The organism is Alkalilimnicola ehrlichii MLHE-1, assembly GCF_000014785.1.
In the GTDB taxonomy this organism is placed as follows: Bacteria; Pseudomonadota; Gammaproteobacteria; order Nitrococcales; family Halorhodospiraceae; genus Alkalilimnicola; species Alkalilimnicola ehrlichii.
The window spans coordinates 1,972,697-1,990,003 of sequence record NC_008340.1 but is presented as its reverse complement, the minus strand read 5'-3'; the positions used below and the strand labels follow the sequence as shown (position 1 = coordinate 1,990,003).

The window sequence follows — 17,307 nt, the reverse complement described above, 5'->3', positions numbered from 1 at the left end:
CCGTTCCATCACGGAACTGTCATGGTCTTGCCGTGGACAGACAGCGTGCCTATGTTGAAAAACGATTCACCCCCGCCCCCGACGGCCGCCAGCCCGGCCCTGGCCCGTGAGCAGCGCCGCGAGGTGCCTGCCTGGATGCGCGGCCTCTACGCCGGGCTCTGTCTTTACCTCTTCCTCGCCGCCCTCAATGTGCTGGGCTCTGGTCTGGGCACCTTCGGCGGCGACAGCGACTTCCTGGTGCGGGCCTTCGCCTACGGCGAGAACCCCTTCATCGCCCTGTTGGCCGGGGTAATGGTCACCATGGTGGTGCAGAGCTCGTCGTTCACCTCGGCGCTCATCGTCACCCTGGTGGCCAGTGGCGAGATGACGCTGGGCACCGGGGTGTTCGCCATCATGGGGGCGAATATCGGCACCGCGGTGACCGGCGTGATCGTCGCACTGGCCAACATCCGCATCCGCCGCAACTTCCGCCGCTCGTTCACCGCCGCACTCCTGCACGATTTCTTCAATATCCTCACGGTCATGCTGATCTTCCCGATCGAATGGCTCACCGGCCTGGCCCACGAGACCGGGCGTGGGGTGTTTACCCAGTTTGCGGCCTGGGTCAGTGGCCTGATCGGGTTGGAGGAGGTGCCGCGCCCGGACAGCCCGGTCAAGGTGGTCACGCGGCCGGTGGTGGAGGCGGTGGACGCCGTGGGGGCCTGGGTGATGCCGACCACGGCCGGCGAGGGGTTGCTGGTGGCGGCCATCGGCCTGGCGCTGATGTTCATCGCCCTGATCTTCATGGTGCACAACCTGCGCGGGGCCCTGTTGCGCCACATGGACGGGCTGTTCCGCACCTACTTCTTCCGCACCGACCTGCGCGCCTACGGAGTCGGGGTGGTCTCCACGGTGCTGGTGCAGTCCAGCACCATCACCAGCAGCCTGATGGTGCCTCTGGCCGGCGCCGGGGTGGTGCGTATCCGCCGGGTGCTGCCCTTCATGATGGGGGCGAACCTGGGCACCACGGTGACCAGCGTGCTGGCGGCCACCGCCAATCCCATTGCCGCGGCCATGACGGTGGCGCTGTTCCACGTCACCTTCAATGTGACCGGGACCATGATTTGGTACCCGTTGCGCCGCATCCCGTTGAAGCTCGCCCTCTGGTACGGCGATCTGGCCGGACGCAAGCCGCGCTACGCCTTCTTGTTCCTGTTTGGCGTATTCTTGGTGGTACCGCTACTGGGTATTGGCGCCATCGAATTGTTCATGGGCCTGCGCTGAGGCGCGGCCTGACGCGAGGTTTTCCCCATGTTTCGACAGCTCTACAGCGCGCTGACCTCGGAGAACACCCTGGACCGGGCCTTTGAGGACCTGACCCGCATGCTGGAACACGGCGCCTGGATGTTCGCCCGCGCCAACGAGGTGCTCTACAGCGAGACCCCGGCCGACGAGGTGCGCCAGCCGCTCTACGACCGCGACCAGTCCATTAATGAGCTGGAGCGTTCCATTCGGCGCAAGGTATTGCGCCACCTGACCGTGAACCCCGGCCACGATGTGGCCATCTGCCTGGCGTTGATGAGCGTGGCGAAGGATGCCGAGCGCATTGGCGACTATTGCAAGAACGTCTTCGAGATCGGTTGCCTCTACACCGAGGGCTTCCACGTGGACAAGTATCAGGCCCCGCTGGACCGCATGGCCGAGGCGATGCGCGGCATGTTCAGCCGGGTGATCGCGGCCACGGCCCGCTCCGATGAGGCGGCGGCCGGCAAGGCGCTGGCGCAGGCCGGGGAGATCCGCAGGAGCTGCGACGAGGTGATCGCGGAGCTCTTCCACGACGAGGGCGAGATCGAGTTCCACGAGGCCATGGCCTACTCGCTGCTCGCCCGTCACTACAAACGGGTGGCCGGGCACCTGGCCAATATCGCCACCGCGGTGCTGGGGCGGCTCGAGGATCTGGACTTCTATCCGGAGAAGGAGGCCTCGGAACGGGCCCGGCGCTGACAGGGGCGGTACGCCCAGCGTTGGGTGCCGGGCGTGGTGCCCGGCACCCGGGCCTTGCGGTTCCCGAACACGGTTCAGTCGGCCCGGGCGAGTCCCTGGACGGCGTGCTCGTGCAGCACCTCGGCCACGCAGGCGGTGAGCTTGCGGGCCATGGGCAGGTGCAGGAATTCGTTGGGGCCGTGGGCGTTGGCCCCGGGGCCCAGCGCACCGGTGACCAGGAATTGCGCCTGCGGGAAGGTCTCGGCCAGCAGCCCCATGAAGGGGATGGCGCCGCCTTCGCCCATGTGCACCGCCGGGGCGTTGAAATGCCGTCGAGAGGCGCGGTCCAGCGCCTCGCCCAGCCAGGGGGCGAAGTCCGGCGCATGCCAGCCATTGGAGGCCTGGCTGGGTTCGAAGTGCAGGCGGGCGCCGGCCGGCGGGTCGCTGGTCAGCAGTTCATCAAGGGCGCGGGTGGCCGCCTCCGCATCCACGGTGGGTGGCAGTCGCAGGGAGAGCTTGAGGGCGGTGCCGGTGCGCAGGACGTTACCGGCGTCGTCCGGCTCGGGCAGGCCCGAGGCACCGACCACCTCCAGTGCCGGACGCCAGGTGCGGTTCAGGATGAGCTCGGCCGGGTCCTCCACATCGGGTCGCAGGCCGGGCACCCGGGGAAAGCGCCGGAAGGTGGTATCGCTCAATACCCCGGCGGCCTGGGCCGCCTGCCGGCGCCGGGTGGCCGGGATCTCTGCATTGAAGGCTGCCGGGAGGATGCGCCCGTCCCCGGCATCCTCGAGCCGCTCCAGCAATCGGCGCGCCACCCGGAAACTGGAGGGGATGACCCCGCCGGCGTCACCGGAGTGTACCCCTTCGGTCAGCACCTCCACGCTCAGCGTGCCCGCGGCCACCCCGCGCAGTGAGGTGGTGCACCAGAGCTGTTCGTAGTTGCCGCAGCCCGAGTCCAGGCAGACCACCAGGTCCGGTTGACCCAGGCGATCGCCCAGGGCCTCCAGATAGTGGGGCAGGTCGTAGCTGCCACTCTCCTCGCAGGTCTCGATCAGCAACGTGCAGCGGGCGTGGGGCAGGCCCTGGTCGCGCAGGGCGAGCACCGCGGCCAGTGAGCTGAACAGGGCGTAGCCGTCGTCGACGCTGCCCCGGCCGTAGAGCCGGTCGTCCTGGACCACGGGGGTCCAGGGGCCTTTGTCGGCATCCCACCCGGCCATCTCCGGCTGCTTGTCCAGGTGGCCGTAGAGCAATACCCCGCCCGGGGCCTGGCCCGGTATGTCCACCAGCAGCAGCGGCGTTCGCCCGGGCAGGCGCACTACCTCGATGCGGGTGTCGGTGGGCGCATGGCAGTGGCACCAGTCCTCGGCCAGGGCGACGGCGGCGTCCAGGTGGCCGTTTTCCGCCCAGTGCGGGTCGAAGTGAGGGGATTTGGCCGGGATGCGGATGAACTCACTGAGCGCCTCTGTGATGGTGTCGCCCCAGAGGGCGTCCACGTACTTTCGGATCGCTTCACTGCTCATGGTCCTGGTGTCCCTGTTGCTGGAGTGGCGGGCGTCGGCGGCGGAATGCGGCTACTCTGGAAGTGGAAATCGGCATTCCCGACGGTGAACCCCATGCACGAGCGCCTTACCGCTTCAGGGCCGCAAACGGCCCGCGTGTGGGCCTGCCGGACGGCCGGCGTATTGCTGATCATTCTACTGGGCTTGGCAACCGGGGTCATGGCGCGGGACGAGCCGGCGACCTGGCTGCAAGCCATCGCCGAGACCCCCTTCGACGAGCCGCTGCAGGTGGTCTCCGAGCAACGGCATGACGCCGTTGAGGGCACCGCCTATGCCCGGGTGCCGTTCCCCTTCCCGGAGCTCAAATCGGTGCTCAGCGAACCGGCCGCCTGGTGCGAGATCGTCTTTCTGCACCAGAACGTCAAGGCCTGTGTGCACCAACCCGTGGACGGGGCCGATGCCGCCCTGCGCCTGTACGTCGGTCGTCGCCACTACCATCCGCCGGCCGAGGCCAATGCAGTGGATCTGCAGATGCGGTTGCAGGTGGACAGCGAGCAGCGGCTGGAGGTGGTGCTGGAGGGCGACCGCGGCCCCTACGGCACCCGCGATTACCGCCTGGTCCTGGAGGCGGTGCCGCACGGGGCCGACCAGAGCCTGTTGCGACTGCGCTACGCCCTGTCGTTCGGTGTGCGCGCCCGCCTGGCCATGCGGGTCTACTTCGCCACCGCCGGCCGGGACAAGGTGGGCTTCACCGTTATGTCCCATGACGAGGCGGGGGAGCCGGTCTACGTGGACGGCGCGCGTGGGATGTTCGAGCGCAACGTCATGCGGTTCTACCTGGCCCTGCAGACTCACCTGGAGACCCGGGCGCTGCCCGAGGCGGAGCGCCTGCCGGCCAGCCTGGAGCGCTGGTTTGAGCTCACCGACCGTTACGCCCACCAGTTGCGCGAGCTGGAGCGCGATACCTATATCGAGCAGAAGCAGCAGGAATACACCCACCAGCGAGAGCTGCAGGAGGCGGAACCGTCCCCGGCCCCCTTTCCGGAGGTTTGGCCCGGCGGCGGCTGAGGGGCCGGCGGGCTTCCCTGAAACCGGGTGCCCCGGTAAGGTACCGCCTCGTTCCTCGGCCATGGTGGCCGAAGCCGGCAGAAGAGGACTCAACCATGCAGCTAGGCGCCCATGTATCGGCGGCCGGTGGCCCGCAGAACGCCCCCGAGCGGGGCCGGGAGATCGGCTGCGACTGCATTCAGATCTTCACTCGCAACCAGCGGCAGTGGCGGGTCAAGCCCATCAGTGACGAGGAGGCCACCGCCTTCCGGGCCAACCGCGAGGCCTGTGGGATCGGCGCGGTGATGAGCCACGCCTCCTACCTGCTCAACCTGGGCACCACCGATCCGGAGAAGTTCGCCAAGACCTATGACGCCTTCGAGCAGGAGCTGCTCCGTTGCCACAAGCTGGGCGTGGAACTGCTGAACTTCCACCCCGGGGCCCACGTGGGCAAAGGGGTGGAGACCGGCATCCAGCAGATTGCCCACGCGCTCAACGAGATCTGCCGCGCCCACCCGGACAAGACCGACGTCTGCCTGGTGCTAGAGAATGTGGCCGGGCAGGGCACCACCCTGGGTCGCAGTTTCGAGGAACTGCGCGCGATCCTGGACCTGCTCGAGAGCCCGGAGCGCTTCGGTGTTTGCGTGGACACCGCCCACGCCTTTGCCGCCGGCTACCCGATTCACACCGAGGCGGGCTGGGAAAAGACCTGGAGCGAGTTCGACCGCATCCTCGGCCTGGATCGGCTGGTGGCGCTGCACCTGAACGACTCCAAAGTGCCCTTCGACTCGCGCAAGGACCGCCATGCCCTGATCGGGCGGGGCGAGATCGGCGCCGAGGCCTTCCGCCGCGCGGTTACCGACCCGCGCACCCGCCACCTGCCCATGTTCCTGGAGACCCCGGCCGGACCGGAGGGTTGGGCGCGTGAGATCGTATGGCTGCGCCAGGCGGCGGCGGGCGAGGCCGCCCCGTTGCCGGAGATCGAGGATGCGGGGGTGAACCTGTAAGCCCCCGCCCGGCTCGTCCCCACGGTCCCAGGCTGTCTGCCATAGTAACGTCATGGGTCGATGGAGTCGTCCGGTGGAGCACAGCGCAACGCTTTTCCTCGCGGGGGATGTGATGACCGGTCGTGGCATCGACCAGGTGCTGCCGCACTCGGTGGATCCGCGGATTTACGAGCCGGTGATGGACTCGGCCGAGGGGTATGTGGCGCTCGCGGAGCGGGCAAACGGGCCGATACCCAGACCGGTGGATTACGCCTATGTCTGGGGCGATGCCCTGGCGGAGCTGCGGGCGTGGGCGCCGGCGCCGCGCCTGATCAACCTGGAGACGGCGGTCACCACCTGCGACGACCCCGAGCCCAAGGGCATCCATTACCGCATGCACCCGGGTAATGTGCCGCTGCTGCAGGCGGCTGGCGTGGACGGTTGCGTCCTCGCCAACAACCACGTGCTGGACTGGGGCCGGGCCGGTTTGCTGGAGACGCTGGAGGCACTGGACCGGGCGGGCATCCGTTATGTCGGGGCCGGTCGGGACCGGCGGGAGGCGGCGGCGCCGACGGTATTTGGGGTGCCCGGTGGGCGGCTGGTGCTGTACGCGCTGGGTATGCCCAGCAGCGGAGTGCCGGCGGCCTGGGCGGCCACCGAGGAGCAGCCGGGCGTCAATGTGTTGCCCCGGCCCTCGGATGAGGCCGTGACCCTGCTGGCCGAGGCCGTCCGCCGTGAGCGCCGACCCGGCGACGTGGTGGCGGTCTCGCTGCACTGGGGCTCCAACTGGGGCTACGCCATCCCCCGGGCACATCGGGTGTTTGCCCACGCGCTGATCGATCGGGCCGGGGTCGATCTGGTCTGGGGTCACTCTTCCCATCATGTGCGCGGTATCGAGGTCTACAAGGACCGCCTGATCCTCTACGGTTGTGGTGATTTCCTCAATGACTACGAGGGGATCGGTGGCCATGAGGCCTTCCGCGGCGACTTGGTGCTGATGTACCTCCCAGCACTGGCGCTCGCCGACGGCCGGCTGCGGGCCCTTACCCTGGTACCGCTGCAGATCCGGAACTTCCGGCTGCACCGGGCGAAGCGGGCGGACGCCGAATGGCTGGCCGCGGTGCTGGACCGCGAGGGACGGGCGCTGGGCACCTCGGTGACCGTGAGCGCGGACGGTCGCCTGGCGCTGCACTGGCGGTGAGAACGGCCCGGTGGCCAGGCCGGGTCAGCGGGCCGCCGCGCCCTGGCGCCGGTCGAGCAGGACGATGACCTCGTCGTCACTCACCTGGTGGAAGTCCCGGTAGTGCAGGCCGATGGCCTGGAAGGGGGTCGGAGTGGCCAGGCAGATGAGCTCGTCCACCTCCGCGCGCAACCGGACCACGGTATCGGCGGGGGCCACGGGCACGGCGAGGATCAGCCGCTCGGGGCTGGCACGGCGCAGGGCCTTGAGCGCGACCCGCATGGTGGCGCCGGTGGCGATGCCGTCGTCGATGACGATGGCGGTGGCCCCGGCCGCGGAGGGGCGCTCGCGGCCCTGGAGGTAGAGGGCGCGGCGCTGGCGTATGGTTTCGAGCTCCTGCGCCTTGGCGCGCTCAAACGCCTCCTCGCTCACGCGCACGGCGCGCCACACATCCTCGTTGATGACGACCTCCGGTCGATCCCCGTTGACGACGGCCGCCAGGGCCAGTTCGGGCTGCCAGGGCACCCCGATCTTGCGGACCATCAACAAATCCAGCGGCGCATCCAGCGCCTCGGCCACCTCGAAGGCCACCGGTACGCCCCCCCGCGGCAGGGCGTAGACGACCGGGCGGGGGTAGTCACGGGCCACCAGCTCCCGGGCCAGGGCCCGGCCGGCCTCGGTACGGTCACTGAATCCCTGAAAGCCGTTCATGGTATCACCGGCTGCTGTCAGCATGGGTAGGGGGGCATACCGCGGGTAGACGCCTACTATGAAGATTAGCAGCAATGCGGCACCGCACCGGCGGTGTGCGCCCGTCTGAACCCGGAGACAACAGCGCGCCCATGGCACAGGAATGGATAGACAGCCCGTCCGATGGTCCGGGTCCGGTCCCGTTGCGGGACAAGGTGGCCTTTCTCGCCGACAGCGATGCCTACCCCGACGTCCAGGGCAGGGTAACGGTGCGCGAGACCCATATGTCCTGGGTGTTCCTGGCCGGAGATCGGGTCTACAAGCTGAAGAAACCGTTGCGGTATCCCCGCCGTGATGGGCGCTTTTTGTGGGGTCGGGAGTTTCTCTGCCGCGAGGAGGTCCGGCTCAACCGGCGGCTGGCGCCGGATGTCTACCTCGGTGTCTCGGCGCTGACGGTGACGGCCGATGGGCGGCTGGCGTTGCAGGGCGGGGGGCGGACGGTGGACTGGCTGGTGGTCATGCGGCGGCTGCCGGCGGAGCGGATGCTGGATAACGCCATCGCGGCCGGGGCGGTGGACCGGGAGCGGATCGACCGGCTTGGTGAGCGGCTGTCAGGGTTCTACCGAGGCCTGGCACCGGAGCCGGTCTCGCCGCAGACGTATCTGCAGCGTTTCGCTGGCGAGCATGCGAGGAATCGGGCGGTGCTCACCGACCCGCGTTTCGCGCTGCCCAAAGGCGCCCTCCAGCGGGTATTGGACGCGCTGGACCGGTGGCTGGAGGCGGGGGCGCCGGCCCTGCGTGAGAGGGCGCGGGCGGGGCGAATCGTGGAGGGGCATGGCGATCTGCGCCCGGAGCACGTCTGCCTGTGTGATACCCCGGTAGTGATCGACGGCCTGGAGTTCAGCCTTGCCCTCCGTCAGGTAGACCCTTTCGACGAGCTGGCCTTCCTGGGTATGGAGTGCGACCGGCTGGGGGCGCCCTGGATCGGCCCGCGACTGATCCGCCAGTGCGGCGAGGCCCTGGATGACCACCCCGGCGCCCCGCTGCTGGCCTTCTACACTGCGTACCGGGCTTGCCTGCGGGCGCGCCTGGCGCTCGCCCACCTGCTGGAACCCGACCCGCGCAGCCCGGAGCGGTGGGTGCCGCTGGCCGCCGACTACCTGTCCCTGGCTGAAAGGGCCGCGGCTAACCTGGGCCCTCCAGCAACTCGGTGAGCGAGCCGCCCTTGTGGGTGCGGCGGATGGCCTCCGCGAACAGCGGCGCGGCGCTGACAATCTCCAGGCGTTGCTCCGCCACCGCGGGGTCGAGGCGGTCGGGGGGGACGGTGTCGGTGATGAGGATCCGCTCCAGCGCGGAGTCACTGAGCACCCGCCCGGCGTCACCGGTGAACAGCCCGTGGGCGGCCAGCCCGACCACCCGCGCTGCGCCCTGACGCCGGCAGGCCGCGGCGGCGCGGGCCAGGGTACCGCCGCTGCTGATCAGATCATCCATCAGCCACACCGAGGCCCCGGCCACGTCGCCCACCAGGGCCTCACCGCTCACCACCCCCTCGCTGCGCCGCTTCTCCACGAACGCCGCGCCCACCGGCCGGTCCAGCAGGGCGGCCAGGGTCTCCTGAAAGCCCTGCGCGCGCTTGACGCCGCCCGGGTCGGGGGAGGCGACCACCACCGGGTCGTTCTCGCAGCGCCCGCGGATGTGGGCGGCGAACAAGCGGCGGGTGTCCAGCGGATGGGCCTGGCAGCGGAAGGCGTTCTGGAAGGCCGCCCGGTTGTGCACCTCCAGGGTGATCACCGCGTCGATGCCCATGGCCTCGAGCAACTGCGCCAGGTAGCGGGTGGTGACCGGGTCGCGCGGCTTGGTCTGGCGGTCCTTGCGGGCGTAGGCGAGGTAGGGGATGACGGCGGTGACCCGGGCCGCGCCGGCCTGGCGCACGGTGGCCAGAAAGAACAGCAGGCGCGCCAGGCGCTCGTTCACCCCCTGCGCCGGGTCGCCGTGCAGGCTCTGCAGGACGTAGACGTCCTCGCCGCGTACGCCGGTCAGCGGGCGCGCCTTGTGCTCACCGTCCTCGAACTCGCGCTCCTCGTGCTCGGCCAGGGGCGATCCCAGGGCCTCGGCCACGCGGGCACCGAAATCCCGACTGGCGTTGAGTGCGAACAGTTTCATCGGCTCACCCTGTGGTCGTCCCTGCCCGTCTGGCGTTGCGGCCGCCTCATTGCGGCCTGTCAGATGCCCGGGCCCGTCGCCGGGAAGTAGCCGCGTTTCTCCAGCATGGCCGCATAGGCGGCGATGCCGCCGTAGCGGTCGATCTCGGAAAGCTGCAGCGCCAGGATGCGGCGGGCGTCCTCGTCCAGGAGCTCGCGGGGTGCGATCTCCCCGTCATTGTCCATGGCGTGCTCGGTAATGTAGGTCTTCATCCCGATCACCGGGAACTGCACCGCGTGGTAGTAGCGGTAGCCCCGGTCGTCCAGGCCGTGGTTCAGGTACATGTACGCGTCACGGTCACGCTTGAAGTAGTGGATGGCCACATGGGGGTGTACCCGGACCACCCGGATGCGCACCGTGTGGCGGCTGTCGCCGGCCGGGGCATCGGGGTAGGTCAGGGTCAGCTCGGTGCTGTAGCGGCGCAGCCGGTTGAAGTTGGCATCCACCCGGGTCAGGGCCGCCACCGGCTGCCGCGCCGGGTCGGCGAGGGCGGTGCCCGGGGATGGGGAGTAATCCACCCGCAGCCCGGCCCGGGGTTCAGCAGCGGGCGCCGACAGAACGGCGAACCCCGCGAGGGCGAGGGCCAGGGTGCCTGCAAGCAGCCATCTTGCGCGCATGTTCGGACTCCGCATTGGCATTCATGGCGCTTTGCGGCCATGGTAAGGGGTAAGGCGTGGACGCCGTGGGGCGGGCACCAGGTGCGGGCCCTTGTCGCCACTATAGAAGAGCCGCCGGCCGCCCTCCATGGACGGCCGGCCCGGTCCGGGATCGGTTAGATCGGGAGGGCGCGGTGCAGGAGAATGACGCGATGAGCATGGCGCAGCGCGAGCAATCGGAGCGGGGCTGGGCGTTGGAGCCGCACGATGCCGACGTGCGGGTGTGTGGCTGGGGCCCCACCCCGGAGGCCGCCTTCGAGCAGGCGGCGGTGGCGCTGACCCGGGTGGTCACCGACGCCCCGCTGGCCGCCCGCGAGCGGGTGGATGTGCACTGCCAGGCCCCGGACAGGGAGCTGTTGCTGGTGGACTGGCTGAACGCCGTCATCTATGAGATGGCGGTGGGCGGTCTGTTGTTCGGCGACTACTCGGTGCGGCTGCGGGGCGATCGGTTGGAAGCCAGCCTGTGGGGCGAGCCGGTGGACCGCGCCCGCCATGCCCCGGCCTGCGAGCCCAAAGGCGCCACCTACACCGCCCTGAGCGTCGGCCGCGACCGGCAGGGGCGTTGGACAGCGGGCTGCGTCGTGGACGTCTGAGCGGCGGAGCCCGAAACCTCGGAGGCTGTCATGGATACCTCACGTTTGACCCGCATCGACGAGACGAGCTGGCAGATTGAGCCCAGTGGCGCCATGCGGGTGCCCGGCATCATCTACGGTGACGAGACGCTGATCCGGGCCATGGACGACAAGGTGGCCGAGCAGACCGCCAACGTCGCCTCGCTGCCCGGTATCGTCAAGGGCGCCTACGTGATGCCGGACGCCCACTGGGGCTATGGCTTTCCCATCGGCGGCGTGGCCGCCTTCGACCCGAATGAGGGCGGGGTGGTGTCCGCCGGCGGCGTGGGCTTCGATGTCTCCTGCGGGGTGCGCACCCTGCTCACCGGGCTGACGGTGCCGGAGGTGCGCCGTGTGCAGGAGCGCCTGGCCGATGCCCTGATGTCGAGCATCCCCGCCGGGGTCGGCAGCCACAGCGGCATCACCCTGCAGGGCCGGGAGATGGATGCCATGCTGCGCGGCGGCGCCGCCTGGGCGGTGGAGAAGGGATGGGGCGGGGCCGAGGACCTGGCGCGCATTGAGGAGCGGGGCCGGATGGAGGGGGCCGATCCCGACTGCGTGTCCGAGCGGGCCAAGAAGCGCCAGCGCCGGGAGATGGGCACTCTGGGCTCGGGCAACCACTACCTGGAGGTGCAGGCGGTGGAGACCCTCTACGATCCGGATACCGCGGCCGTGCTCGGCCTGGCCGAGGGCGATGTGGTGGTGACCATTCACTGCGGCTCGCGCGGTCTGGGCCATCAGATCGGCACCGAGTTCCTGCGTGACATGCTGCCCGCCGCCGCCGAGGCTGGCATCCACCTGCCGGACCGGGAACTGGCCTGTGCCCCCATCCACTCGCCCATCGGCGAGCGCTACCTGGGGGCCATGCGCAGCGCCATTAACTGCGCCCTGGCCAACCGGCAGATCCTGGGGGAGTTCGCCCGCGAGGTCTTCGCCCGTTTCTTCCCCGACCATCCGCTGGACCTGCTCTACGACGTCTCGCACAACACCTGCAAGGTCGAGACCCATACCGTGGATGGCCGGCCGCGCCGGCTTTTCGTCCACCGCAAGGGCGCCACCCGGGCCTTTGGCCCGGCCCACGCCGATCTGCCCGAGGCGCTGCGTGGGGTCGGTCAGCCGGTGCTGATCGGCGGCAGCATGGGCACCGGCTCGCACATCCTGGTGGGCACGGGGGCCGGCGACAAGGCCTTCTCCTCCGCCTGCCACGGTGCCGGCCGGGCCATGTCCCGGCGCGCGGCGCTGAAGCGCTGGCGCGGCCGCCAGGTGGTGGACGAACTGGCCGAACGCGGGATCCTGATCCGCAGTCCCTCGATGCGCGGTGTGGCGGAGGAGGCCCCGGGCGCCTACAAGGATGTGGACCAGGTGGTGATCGCCGCCGAACGGGCGGGGCTGGCGCGCCGGGTGGCGCACCTGCGCCCGCTGATCTGCGTCAAGGGGTGAGTCGCCGGGTCTGTGCCAGGGTCCCGAGCCGGGTGCTTCGGACGCTCAGCGTGACTGTGCCCCGGCCCCGCACCACCCAGCGTGCCCGGGCCTGATGGCTGCTGCCCCGTGAGCGCTGGAACCAGGGCATGTGCGCCATGTTCCCCAATCCGCGGCCCCAGCCGTCGAGATGGCCAAGGGCTTGGCGGGCCGGCTGGCCCTCGGTCAGGGTACAGCCCTCCAGCCAGAGTTCGGTTTCCACACCGTCGTTCCAGGGCCGACTGCGGCCGGCGGCTACGCCGTAGGTGGGCAGGTAGCCGTGATTCGCCACGACCGCGATGATCTCCCAGTGGTCGTCCCCCAGCGGGCGGCATTCCAGCCCGGCGATAGTCAGTCGGGGTAGCAGGGCGGCAGCCCGCAACCAATAGGTGGCGATGCCGTCACAGATGTCGGGCAGCGCTTCGGGGGGCGGGTTCCAGATGCCGATGCTGGGGTCCAGCCCGCCAACCTCTACCGGCCCGATTTGCGGGTGCTTGAGGGGCAACCAGGGCCGGAAGAGCCGTTGGCGGTTGTGCTCGGCATCCCACTGGGCCAGCCGTTCCATGTCGCCACGGTGCAGGCTGGTGTAGAGGTCCACGAAGCGTTTCGGGCGGGGCAGGTCGAGCCGGCGGAAGAGGTCCCAGAGTTCACAGACCTGGGCCAGGCAGGCGCGTTGGTGATAGGCGAAGTCGGTCAGGTCCCCGTAAAGCGGGGTCTCGGGTTCGTAGGTGAACTCCTCGAAGCCGCTGACCGTGGGATAGCCGGTGAGCATTTCGCCCCAGGCGGCCAATTGGCGGTAGAGCGCCAGGTCATCCTGGTCCATGGCGGCGTCCGGGGCGCCGGTCAGCGGGCGGATGAAGACCCCGCCGAAGGTGTGTAGATCGAGCCAGGCGTAGATGTTGGGATGGCGGGTGGCGAAATCGAGCACCGCGTGGGTCTCGGGCTCGGAGCCTGGAAAGTGCCCAGCGCCGGTCTGGTCCGGCTCTGGCCGCCAGTTCCAGGGAAAGTTGCGGTTGAAATCGGGGGTGTCTCGCAACGGTTCCGGCTCCGGCACGGTGTGGCCATCCCAGTGACGGATGAGCCCCTCCGGGTAGAGGCGGTAATAGGGGGGTGGGTCGTCCAGTTCACGGGGCAGCATCAGCCCGGCATGCCGGGGCGAGGCGACGAACGGCCCGGCCGGATCCTCCATCCGCAGATAGCGGCAGCGGCCATCGCCGTCCAAGTCGCTCGGTTCCCAACGGGGGGTGTCGGGGGCGTGGGGGCTGCGCCGGGGTGCCGAGCGCACGAAGCCGCCGTGATGAAGCACCTGTTCCGCACCGTCGGGCGAGACGCGCGGGCAGATGTAGAAGAGCACGCCGCGGAGTTGTTCCTCCAGATGGGGCAGCAGTCCGCCGTGGGTGTTGGCACCGCTCAGGTGGAGTTGCAGGGCCGCCTCGGCCACGGCCAGCGCCACGCTGGAGCCGGCCAACTCCGAACCGTGCATGTTGCCGTTCACCCAGACGGCGGGACGCGACCGCTCCGGCCGCCTGCCCACGGTGAGCAGCCAGATCTCGCGGCCCTCCGGGCTGGTGCCCAGGCTCTCCAGGCGGGCCACCTCCGGGTGCGCCGACGCCCAGTGCTGCAACTGCCCGGTGAGGGTGTCGTAATCCAGGTATTGGTGCCGGAAGGGCTCGATGTCGGTGGGTGCACCCATGCCTGTCTCCAACAGCGGTTGGCCGTGTGTTCCCAGTATGGGCCAGACGCCCAGGGAGCGACGGGGTGGGGTAGACTGAGGCCGTCGAGAGCAAGGTCTTTCACGACGGGAACGGACATGTGCGAACTGCTGGCGATGAGCGCCAATACCCCTACGGATCTTTGCTTCAGCTTCACCGGCCTGGCCCGCCGGGGCGGGGCCGCCGGGCCGCACAAGGACGGTTGGGGGGTGGCCTTCTACGAGGGCCGCGGGGTGCGGGTGTTCCACGATCCCCAGCCCAGCGCCGACTCGCGCATTGCCGAGATCGTCCAGACCCAGCCGATCAAGAGCCGCGCCGCCATTTGCCACATCCGCCAGGCCAACGTCGGCTGCGTCGGGCTGGAGAACACCCACCCCTTCATCCGCGAACTCTGGGGGCGGTACTGGACCTTCGCCCACAACGGGCAGCTGCACGGCTTCAAGGCCCGGCCTGGGGTCTACCGGCCGGTCGGAGACACCGACAGCGAGCACATCTTCTGTGACCTGCTCAACCGCATTCGGGCGGAGTACACCCCGGAGGTGGCGGACGACGACCTGCTGCGCACGGTGGTGGCGGCCTCGGCAGAGTATGCCCGCCAGGGGGTGTTCAACCTGCTGCTCAGCAACGGCCGCTGGGTGTTCACCTTCTGCAGTACCCGGATGGTGGCCATCACCCGGCGCGCGCCCTTCGGGCCCGCGCGCCTTAAGGACGCTGACGTCACCGTGGACTTTGAGGCGGTGACCACCCCGCGCGATGTGGTCAGCGTGATCGCCACCGAGGCGCTGACCAGCGACGAGCGCTGGGACGACTACCAGCCTGGGGAGTGGCGCATGTGGCAGGATGGTGAGGTGGTGGCCTGCGGGCGGGAGTCCATCCCGCGCTGGTCGCACCCGGATCCGGAGCGACTCTGAGGCCGCTACCGGGGCCGGGTTACCCCGGCCCGGTCGGTCCCGCCCGGCAAAGGGGGTAGAATCCCCGCCCATGGCCTCTCGCTCCCCATACCCGCATTACGATGTCATCGTGATCGGCGCCGGCGCCGCCGGGCTGATGTGCGCGCTCACCGCCGGCGGGCGTGGCCGCCGGGTGCTGGTGCTGGACCATGCCAACAAGGTGGGCAAGAAGATCCTGATGTCCGGCGGTGGGCGGTGCAATTTCACCAACATCCACTGCGGGCCCGAGCACTTTCTGTCGGCCAACCCGCACTTCGTCAAATCGGCCCTCAGTCGCTACACCCCCTGGCACTTCATCGCCTTGGTGGAACAGCACGGCATCCCCTACCACGAAAAGAAGCTGGGCCAGCTCTTCTGCGACCGCTCCTCCAAGGATATCGTCGGCATGCTGCTGGCGGAGTGCCGGGCGGTGGGGGTGGCGATCCGTACCCGCTCGCCGGTCAGCGACCTGCGGCTGGGGGCACCGCACTGGCTGTCCACTCCGCAGGGCCCGGTGACGTGTTCATCGCTGGTGATTGCCACCGGCGGCTACTCGATTCCGAAGATGGGTGCCACCGGCTTCGGCTTCGACCTGGCGCGGTCGCTGGGGATTCCGGTACGGCCCACCCGTGCGGCGCTGGTGCCGGTGACCCTGGAGGGGCGCAAGCGGCGCCAGCTGCAGGACCTGGCCGGGGTGGCCCTGGACAGCGTCACCCGCGCCGGCGGGGCCGCCTTCCGCGAGAATATCCTGTTCACCCACCGTGGGCTCAGTGGGCCGGCGATCCTCCAGGCCTCGTCCTACTGGCAGCCCGGCGAGCCGCTGGAGATCGACCTGTTTCCCGACACGGATCTGGCCGGGCACCTGGAGGCGATGCGCCGGGAGCGCCCGCGTCTGACCCTGAAGAAGCTGCTGGGCGAGCAACTCACCCGCCGTGTGGCCCAGCGCTGGTGTGAACTCTGGCTGCCGGACAGGCGCCTGGAGCAGTTGACCGGCGAGGACATACGCCGGATCCAGCAGGCCTGCCAGCCCTGGACGGTCTGGCCCGATGGCACCGAAGGGTACCGTACCGCCGAGGTGACCCTGGGCGGGGTCGACACCCATGCGCTATCTTCCAAGACCATGGCCTGTCGTGATCACCCGGGGCTCTACTTCATCGGTGAGGTGGTGGATGTCACGGGCCACCTGGGTGGTCATAACTTTCAGTGGGCCTGGGCGTCGGGGCATGCGGCGGGGCAGCATGTGTAGAAGGGCGCCCCCCGTGGCCCTGGCCCGTTCTCACCCCGGGGGGCAGTTAGGGCCCCGGTCCCCTCCTTGCAACCAGGGTGTTACGCCATCCATGATTACAGCCGCTGAATCGCAGCCTGTCCACCTTGCCGTGCTGGCCGGGGACCCGCGCCTGCCCTACGACTACGGTGTGGACGGGCGCTTTGGGGAGTCGGAGGTGGAGGCGGTACGCCAGGCCCGGGTGGCGCTGGAGACGCTGGGTGGCTATCGGGTTGAGGTGCTGGATGACCACGACCGGCTGTTCGACCGGCTGCGGGAGGCCCCGCCCGATCTGGCGCTTAACTTTTGTGACACCGGCTACCGCAACCAGCTGCGCCACGAGCAGAACGTACCGGCCCTATTGGAGCTGCTGGAGATCCCTTACACCGGTGCCACGCCGGCCTGCATGAGCATCTGCGGCGACAAGGCGCTGGTGCGGCTGCTGGCAGCCAGCCACGGCATCCCGGTGCCCAATGAGACCTTCGTCGATCTTACCGCGGACCCCATGGTGTTGCCCGAGCTCTACCCGGCGCTGATCAAGCCCAATGCCGGTTGCGGCAGCCAGGGGGTGACCCCCGACTCGGTGGTCCATGACGCCCAGCAGGCGCGGGCCTGCCTGGAGCAGCTGGCGCTGGAGCCGGAACGCCCGCAGGCCTTGATCCAGGACTTTCTCACCGGTGCCGAGTACACCCTGGGACTGGTAGGCAATCCGGAGACCGGCTTCACCGTGCTGCCGTTGCTGGAGATCGACTACTCGCGGCTGCCGGCCGACCTGCCGCCCATTCTCTCCTACGGTTCCAAGGTGGACCCGAACTCCGCCTACTGGCAGAGCCTGCGCTTCAAGCCCGCCGAATTGGCACCGGAGCACCAGGCCGCGATGGTGGAGCACAGTGTCTTCCTGTTCGAGCGCCTGGGCTTTCGGGATTACGCCCGCTTCGACTACCGGTGCGGGGTCGACGGCGTGCCCCGGCTACTGGACGCCAACTTCAACCCCACCTGGAGCTACGACGGCAAGATGGCGATCATGGCCGGTTGGGCCGGCTATGAGTACGCGGACCTGCTGGCGCTGTTGCTGGACACGGCCCGCCGCCGCTACGGGATCTGACATCGT

The 17,307-nt window shown here is 69.4% G+C and carries 16 protein-coding genes; 11 read left to right on the top strand and 5 right to left on the bottom strand.

Annotated features, from left to right (window positions below; genetic code table 11):
• Positions 1–51: 51 nt before the first annotated feature.
• Together MLG_RS08875 and MLG_RS08870 are read left to right on the top strand one after the other, a co-directional pair.
• Positions 52–1,263: a Na/Pi symporter gene (locus MLG_RS08875; RefSeq protein ID WP_198003281.1), complete on the top strand. Its 1,212-nt coding sequence runs from the start codon at positions 52–54 to the stop codon at positions 1,261–1,263.
• A 27-nt stretch (positions 1,264–1,290) separates the two neighbouring features.
• On the top strand, positions 1,291–1,983 hold the full coding sequence (locus tag MLG_RS08870; protein ID WP_011629478.1) for a phosphate signaling complex PhoU family protein: 693 nt from the start codon (positions 1,291–1,293) through the stop codon (positions 1,981–1,983).
• A 74-nt stretch (positions 1,984–2,057) separates the two neighbouring features.
• On the opposite strand, the gene MLG_RS08865 is transcribed toward MLG_RS08870, so the two are convergent.
• Positions 2,058–3,482 carry a M20/M25/M40 family metallo-hydrolase gene (locus MLG_RS08865; protein WP_011629477.1) on the bottom strand — a complete coding sequence of 475 codons (1,425 nt, stop codon included), beginning with the start codon at positions 3,480–3,482 and terminating at the stop codon, positions 2,058–2,060.
• Between the two features lie 162 nt (positions 3,483–3,644).
• Here MLG_RS08865 and MLG_RS08860 point away from each other — a divergent pair, with 162 nt between their 5' ends.
• From MLG_RS08860 to MLG_RS08850, 3 genes are all read left to right on the top strand, one after another.
• On the top strand, positions 3,645–4,529 hold the full coding sequence (locus tag MLG_RS08860) for a hypothetical protein (RefSeq protein ID WP_232209239.1): 885 nt from the start codon (positions 3,645–3,647) through the stop codon (positions 4,527–4,529).
• A gap of 95 nt (positions 4,530–4,624) precedes the next feature.
• Positions 4,625–5,515: a deoxyribonuclease IV gene (locus tag MLG_RS08855; RefSeq protein ID WP_011629475.1), complete on the top strand. Its 891-nt coding sequence runs from the start codon at positions 4,625–4,627 to the stop codon at positions 5,513–5,515.
• A 52-nt stretch (positions 5,516–5,567) separates the two neighbouring features.
• Positions 5,568–6,695: a CapA family protein gene (locus MLG_RS08850; RefSeq protein ID WP_011629474.1), complete on the top strand. Its 1,128-nt coding sequence runs from the start codon at positions 5,568–5,570 to the stop codon at positions 6,693–6,695.
• A 24-nt stretch (positions 6,696–6,719) separates the two neighbouring features.
• On the opposite strand, the gene MLG_RS08845 is transcribed toward MLG_RS08850, so the two are convergent.
• Entirely contained in the window at positions 6,720–7,409 is a 690-nt protein-coding gene (locus tag MLG_RS08845) for a phosphoribosyltransferase (RefSeq protein WP_198003220.1), read from the bottom strand.
• Between the two features lie 107 nt (positions 7,410–7,516).
• Here MLG_RS08845 and MLG_RS08840 point away from each other — a divergent pair, with 107 nt between their 5' ends.
• Positions 7,517–8,578, top strand: a complete 1,062-nt coding sequence (locus MLG_RS08840) for a hypothetical protein (protein ID WP_049753552.1) — start codon at positions 7,517–7,519, stop codon at positions 8,576–8,578.
• On the opposite strand, the gene MLG_RS08835 is transcribed toward MLG_RS08840, so the two are convergent.
• Together MLG_RS08835 and MLG_RS08830 are read right to left on the bottom strand one after the other, a co-directional pair.
• Positions 8,550–9,527 (bottom strand): ribose-phosphate diphosphokinase, encoded by a 978-nt coding sequence (locus tag MLG_RS08835; protein WP_011629471.1) that lies wholly within the window; start codon positions 9,525–9,527, stop codon positions 8,550–8,552. The genes MLG_RS08840 and MLG_RS08835 overlap by 29 nt on opposite strands.
• Positions 9,528–9,586: 59 nt before the next feature.
• Complete coding sequence (locus tag MLG_RS08830) at positions 9,587–10,183, bottom strand: hypothetical protein (protein WP_011629470.1); 597 nt, start codon at positions 10,181–10,183, stop codon at positions 9,587–9,589.
• Positions 10,184–10,374: 191 nt separating this feature from the next.
• On the opposite strand from MLG_RS08830, the gene MLG_RS08825 reads away from it, so the two are divergent.
• Positions 10,375–10,815, top strand: a complete 441-nt coding sequence (locus tag MLG_RS08825; protein ID WP_198003219.1) for an archease — start codon at positions 10,375–10,377, stop codon at positions 10,813–10,815.
• A 30-nt stretch (positions 10,816–10,845) separates the two neighbouring features.
• Complete coding sequence (locus tag MLG_RS08820; RefSeq protein WP_011629468.1) at positions 10,846–12,273, top strand: RtcB family protein; 1,428 nt, start codon at positions 10,846–10,848, stop codon at positions 12,271–12,273.
• Here the strand turns inward: MLG_RS08820 and MLG_RS08815 are convergent.
• On the bottom strand, positions 12,263–13,984 hold the full coding sequence (locus MLG_RS08815) for a M14 family metallopeptidase (RefSeq protein ID WP_011629467.1): 1,722 nt from the start codon (positions 13,982–13,984) through the stop codon (positions 12,263–12,265). The genes MLG_RS08820 and MLG_RS08815 overlap by 11 nt on opposite strands.
• Positions 13,985–14,101: 117 nt before the next feature.
• Between MLG_RS08815 and MLG_RS08810 the strand changes: the two genes are divergently transcribed.
• The 3 genes from MLG_RS08810 (at position 14,102) to MLG_RS08800 (ending at position 17,301) form a co-directional block, all read left to right on the top strand.
• On the top strand, positions 14,102–14,914 hold the full coding sequence (locus MLG_RS08810; RefSeq protein ID WP_011629466.1) for a class II glutamine amidotransferase: 813 nt from the start codon (positions 14,102–14,104) through the stop codon (positions 14,912–14,914).
• 70 nt (positions 14,915–14,984) lie between these two features.
• Complete coding sequence (locus tag MLG_RS08805) at positions 14,985–16,178, top strand: BaiN/RdsA family NAD(P)/FAD-dependent oxidoreductase (protein ID WP_011629465.1); 1,194 nt, start codon at positions 14,985–14,987, stop codon at positions 16,176–16,178.
• 91 nt (positions 16,179–16,269) lie between these two features.
• Complete coding sequence (locus tag MLG_RS08800) at positions 16,270–17,301, top strand: D-alanine--D-alanine ligase family protein (protein WP_011629464.1); 1,032 nt, start codon at positions 16,270–16,272, stop codon at positions 17,299–17,301.
• Positions 17,302–17,307 lie beyond the last annotated feature (6 nt).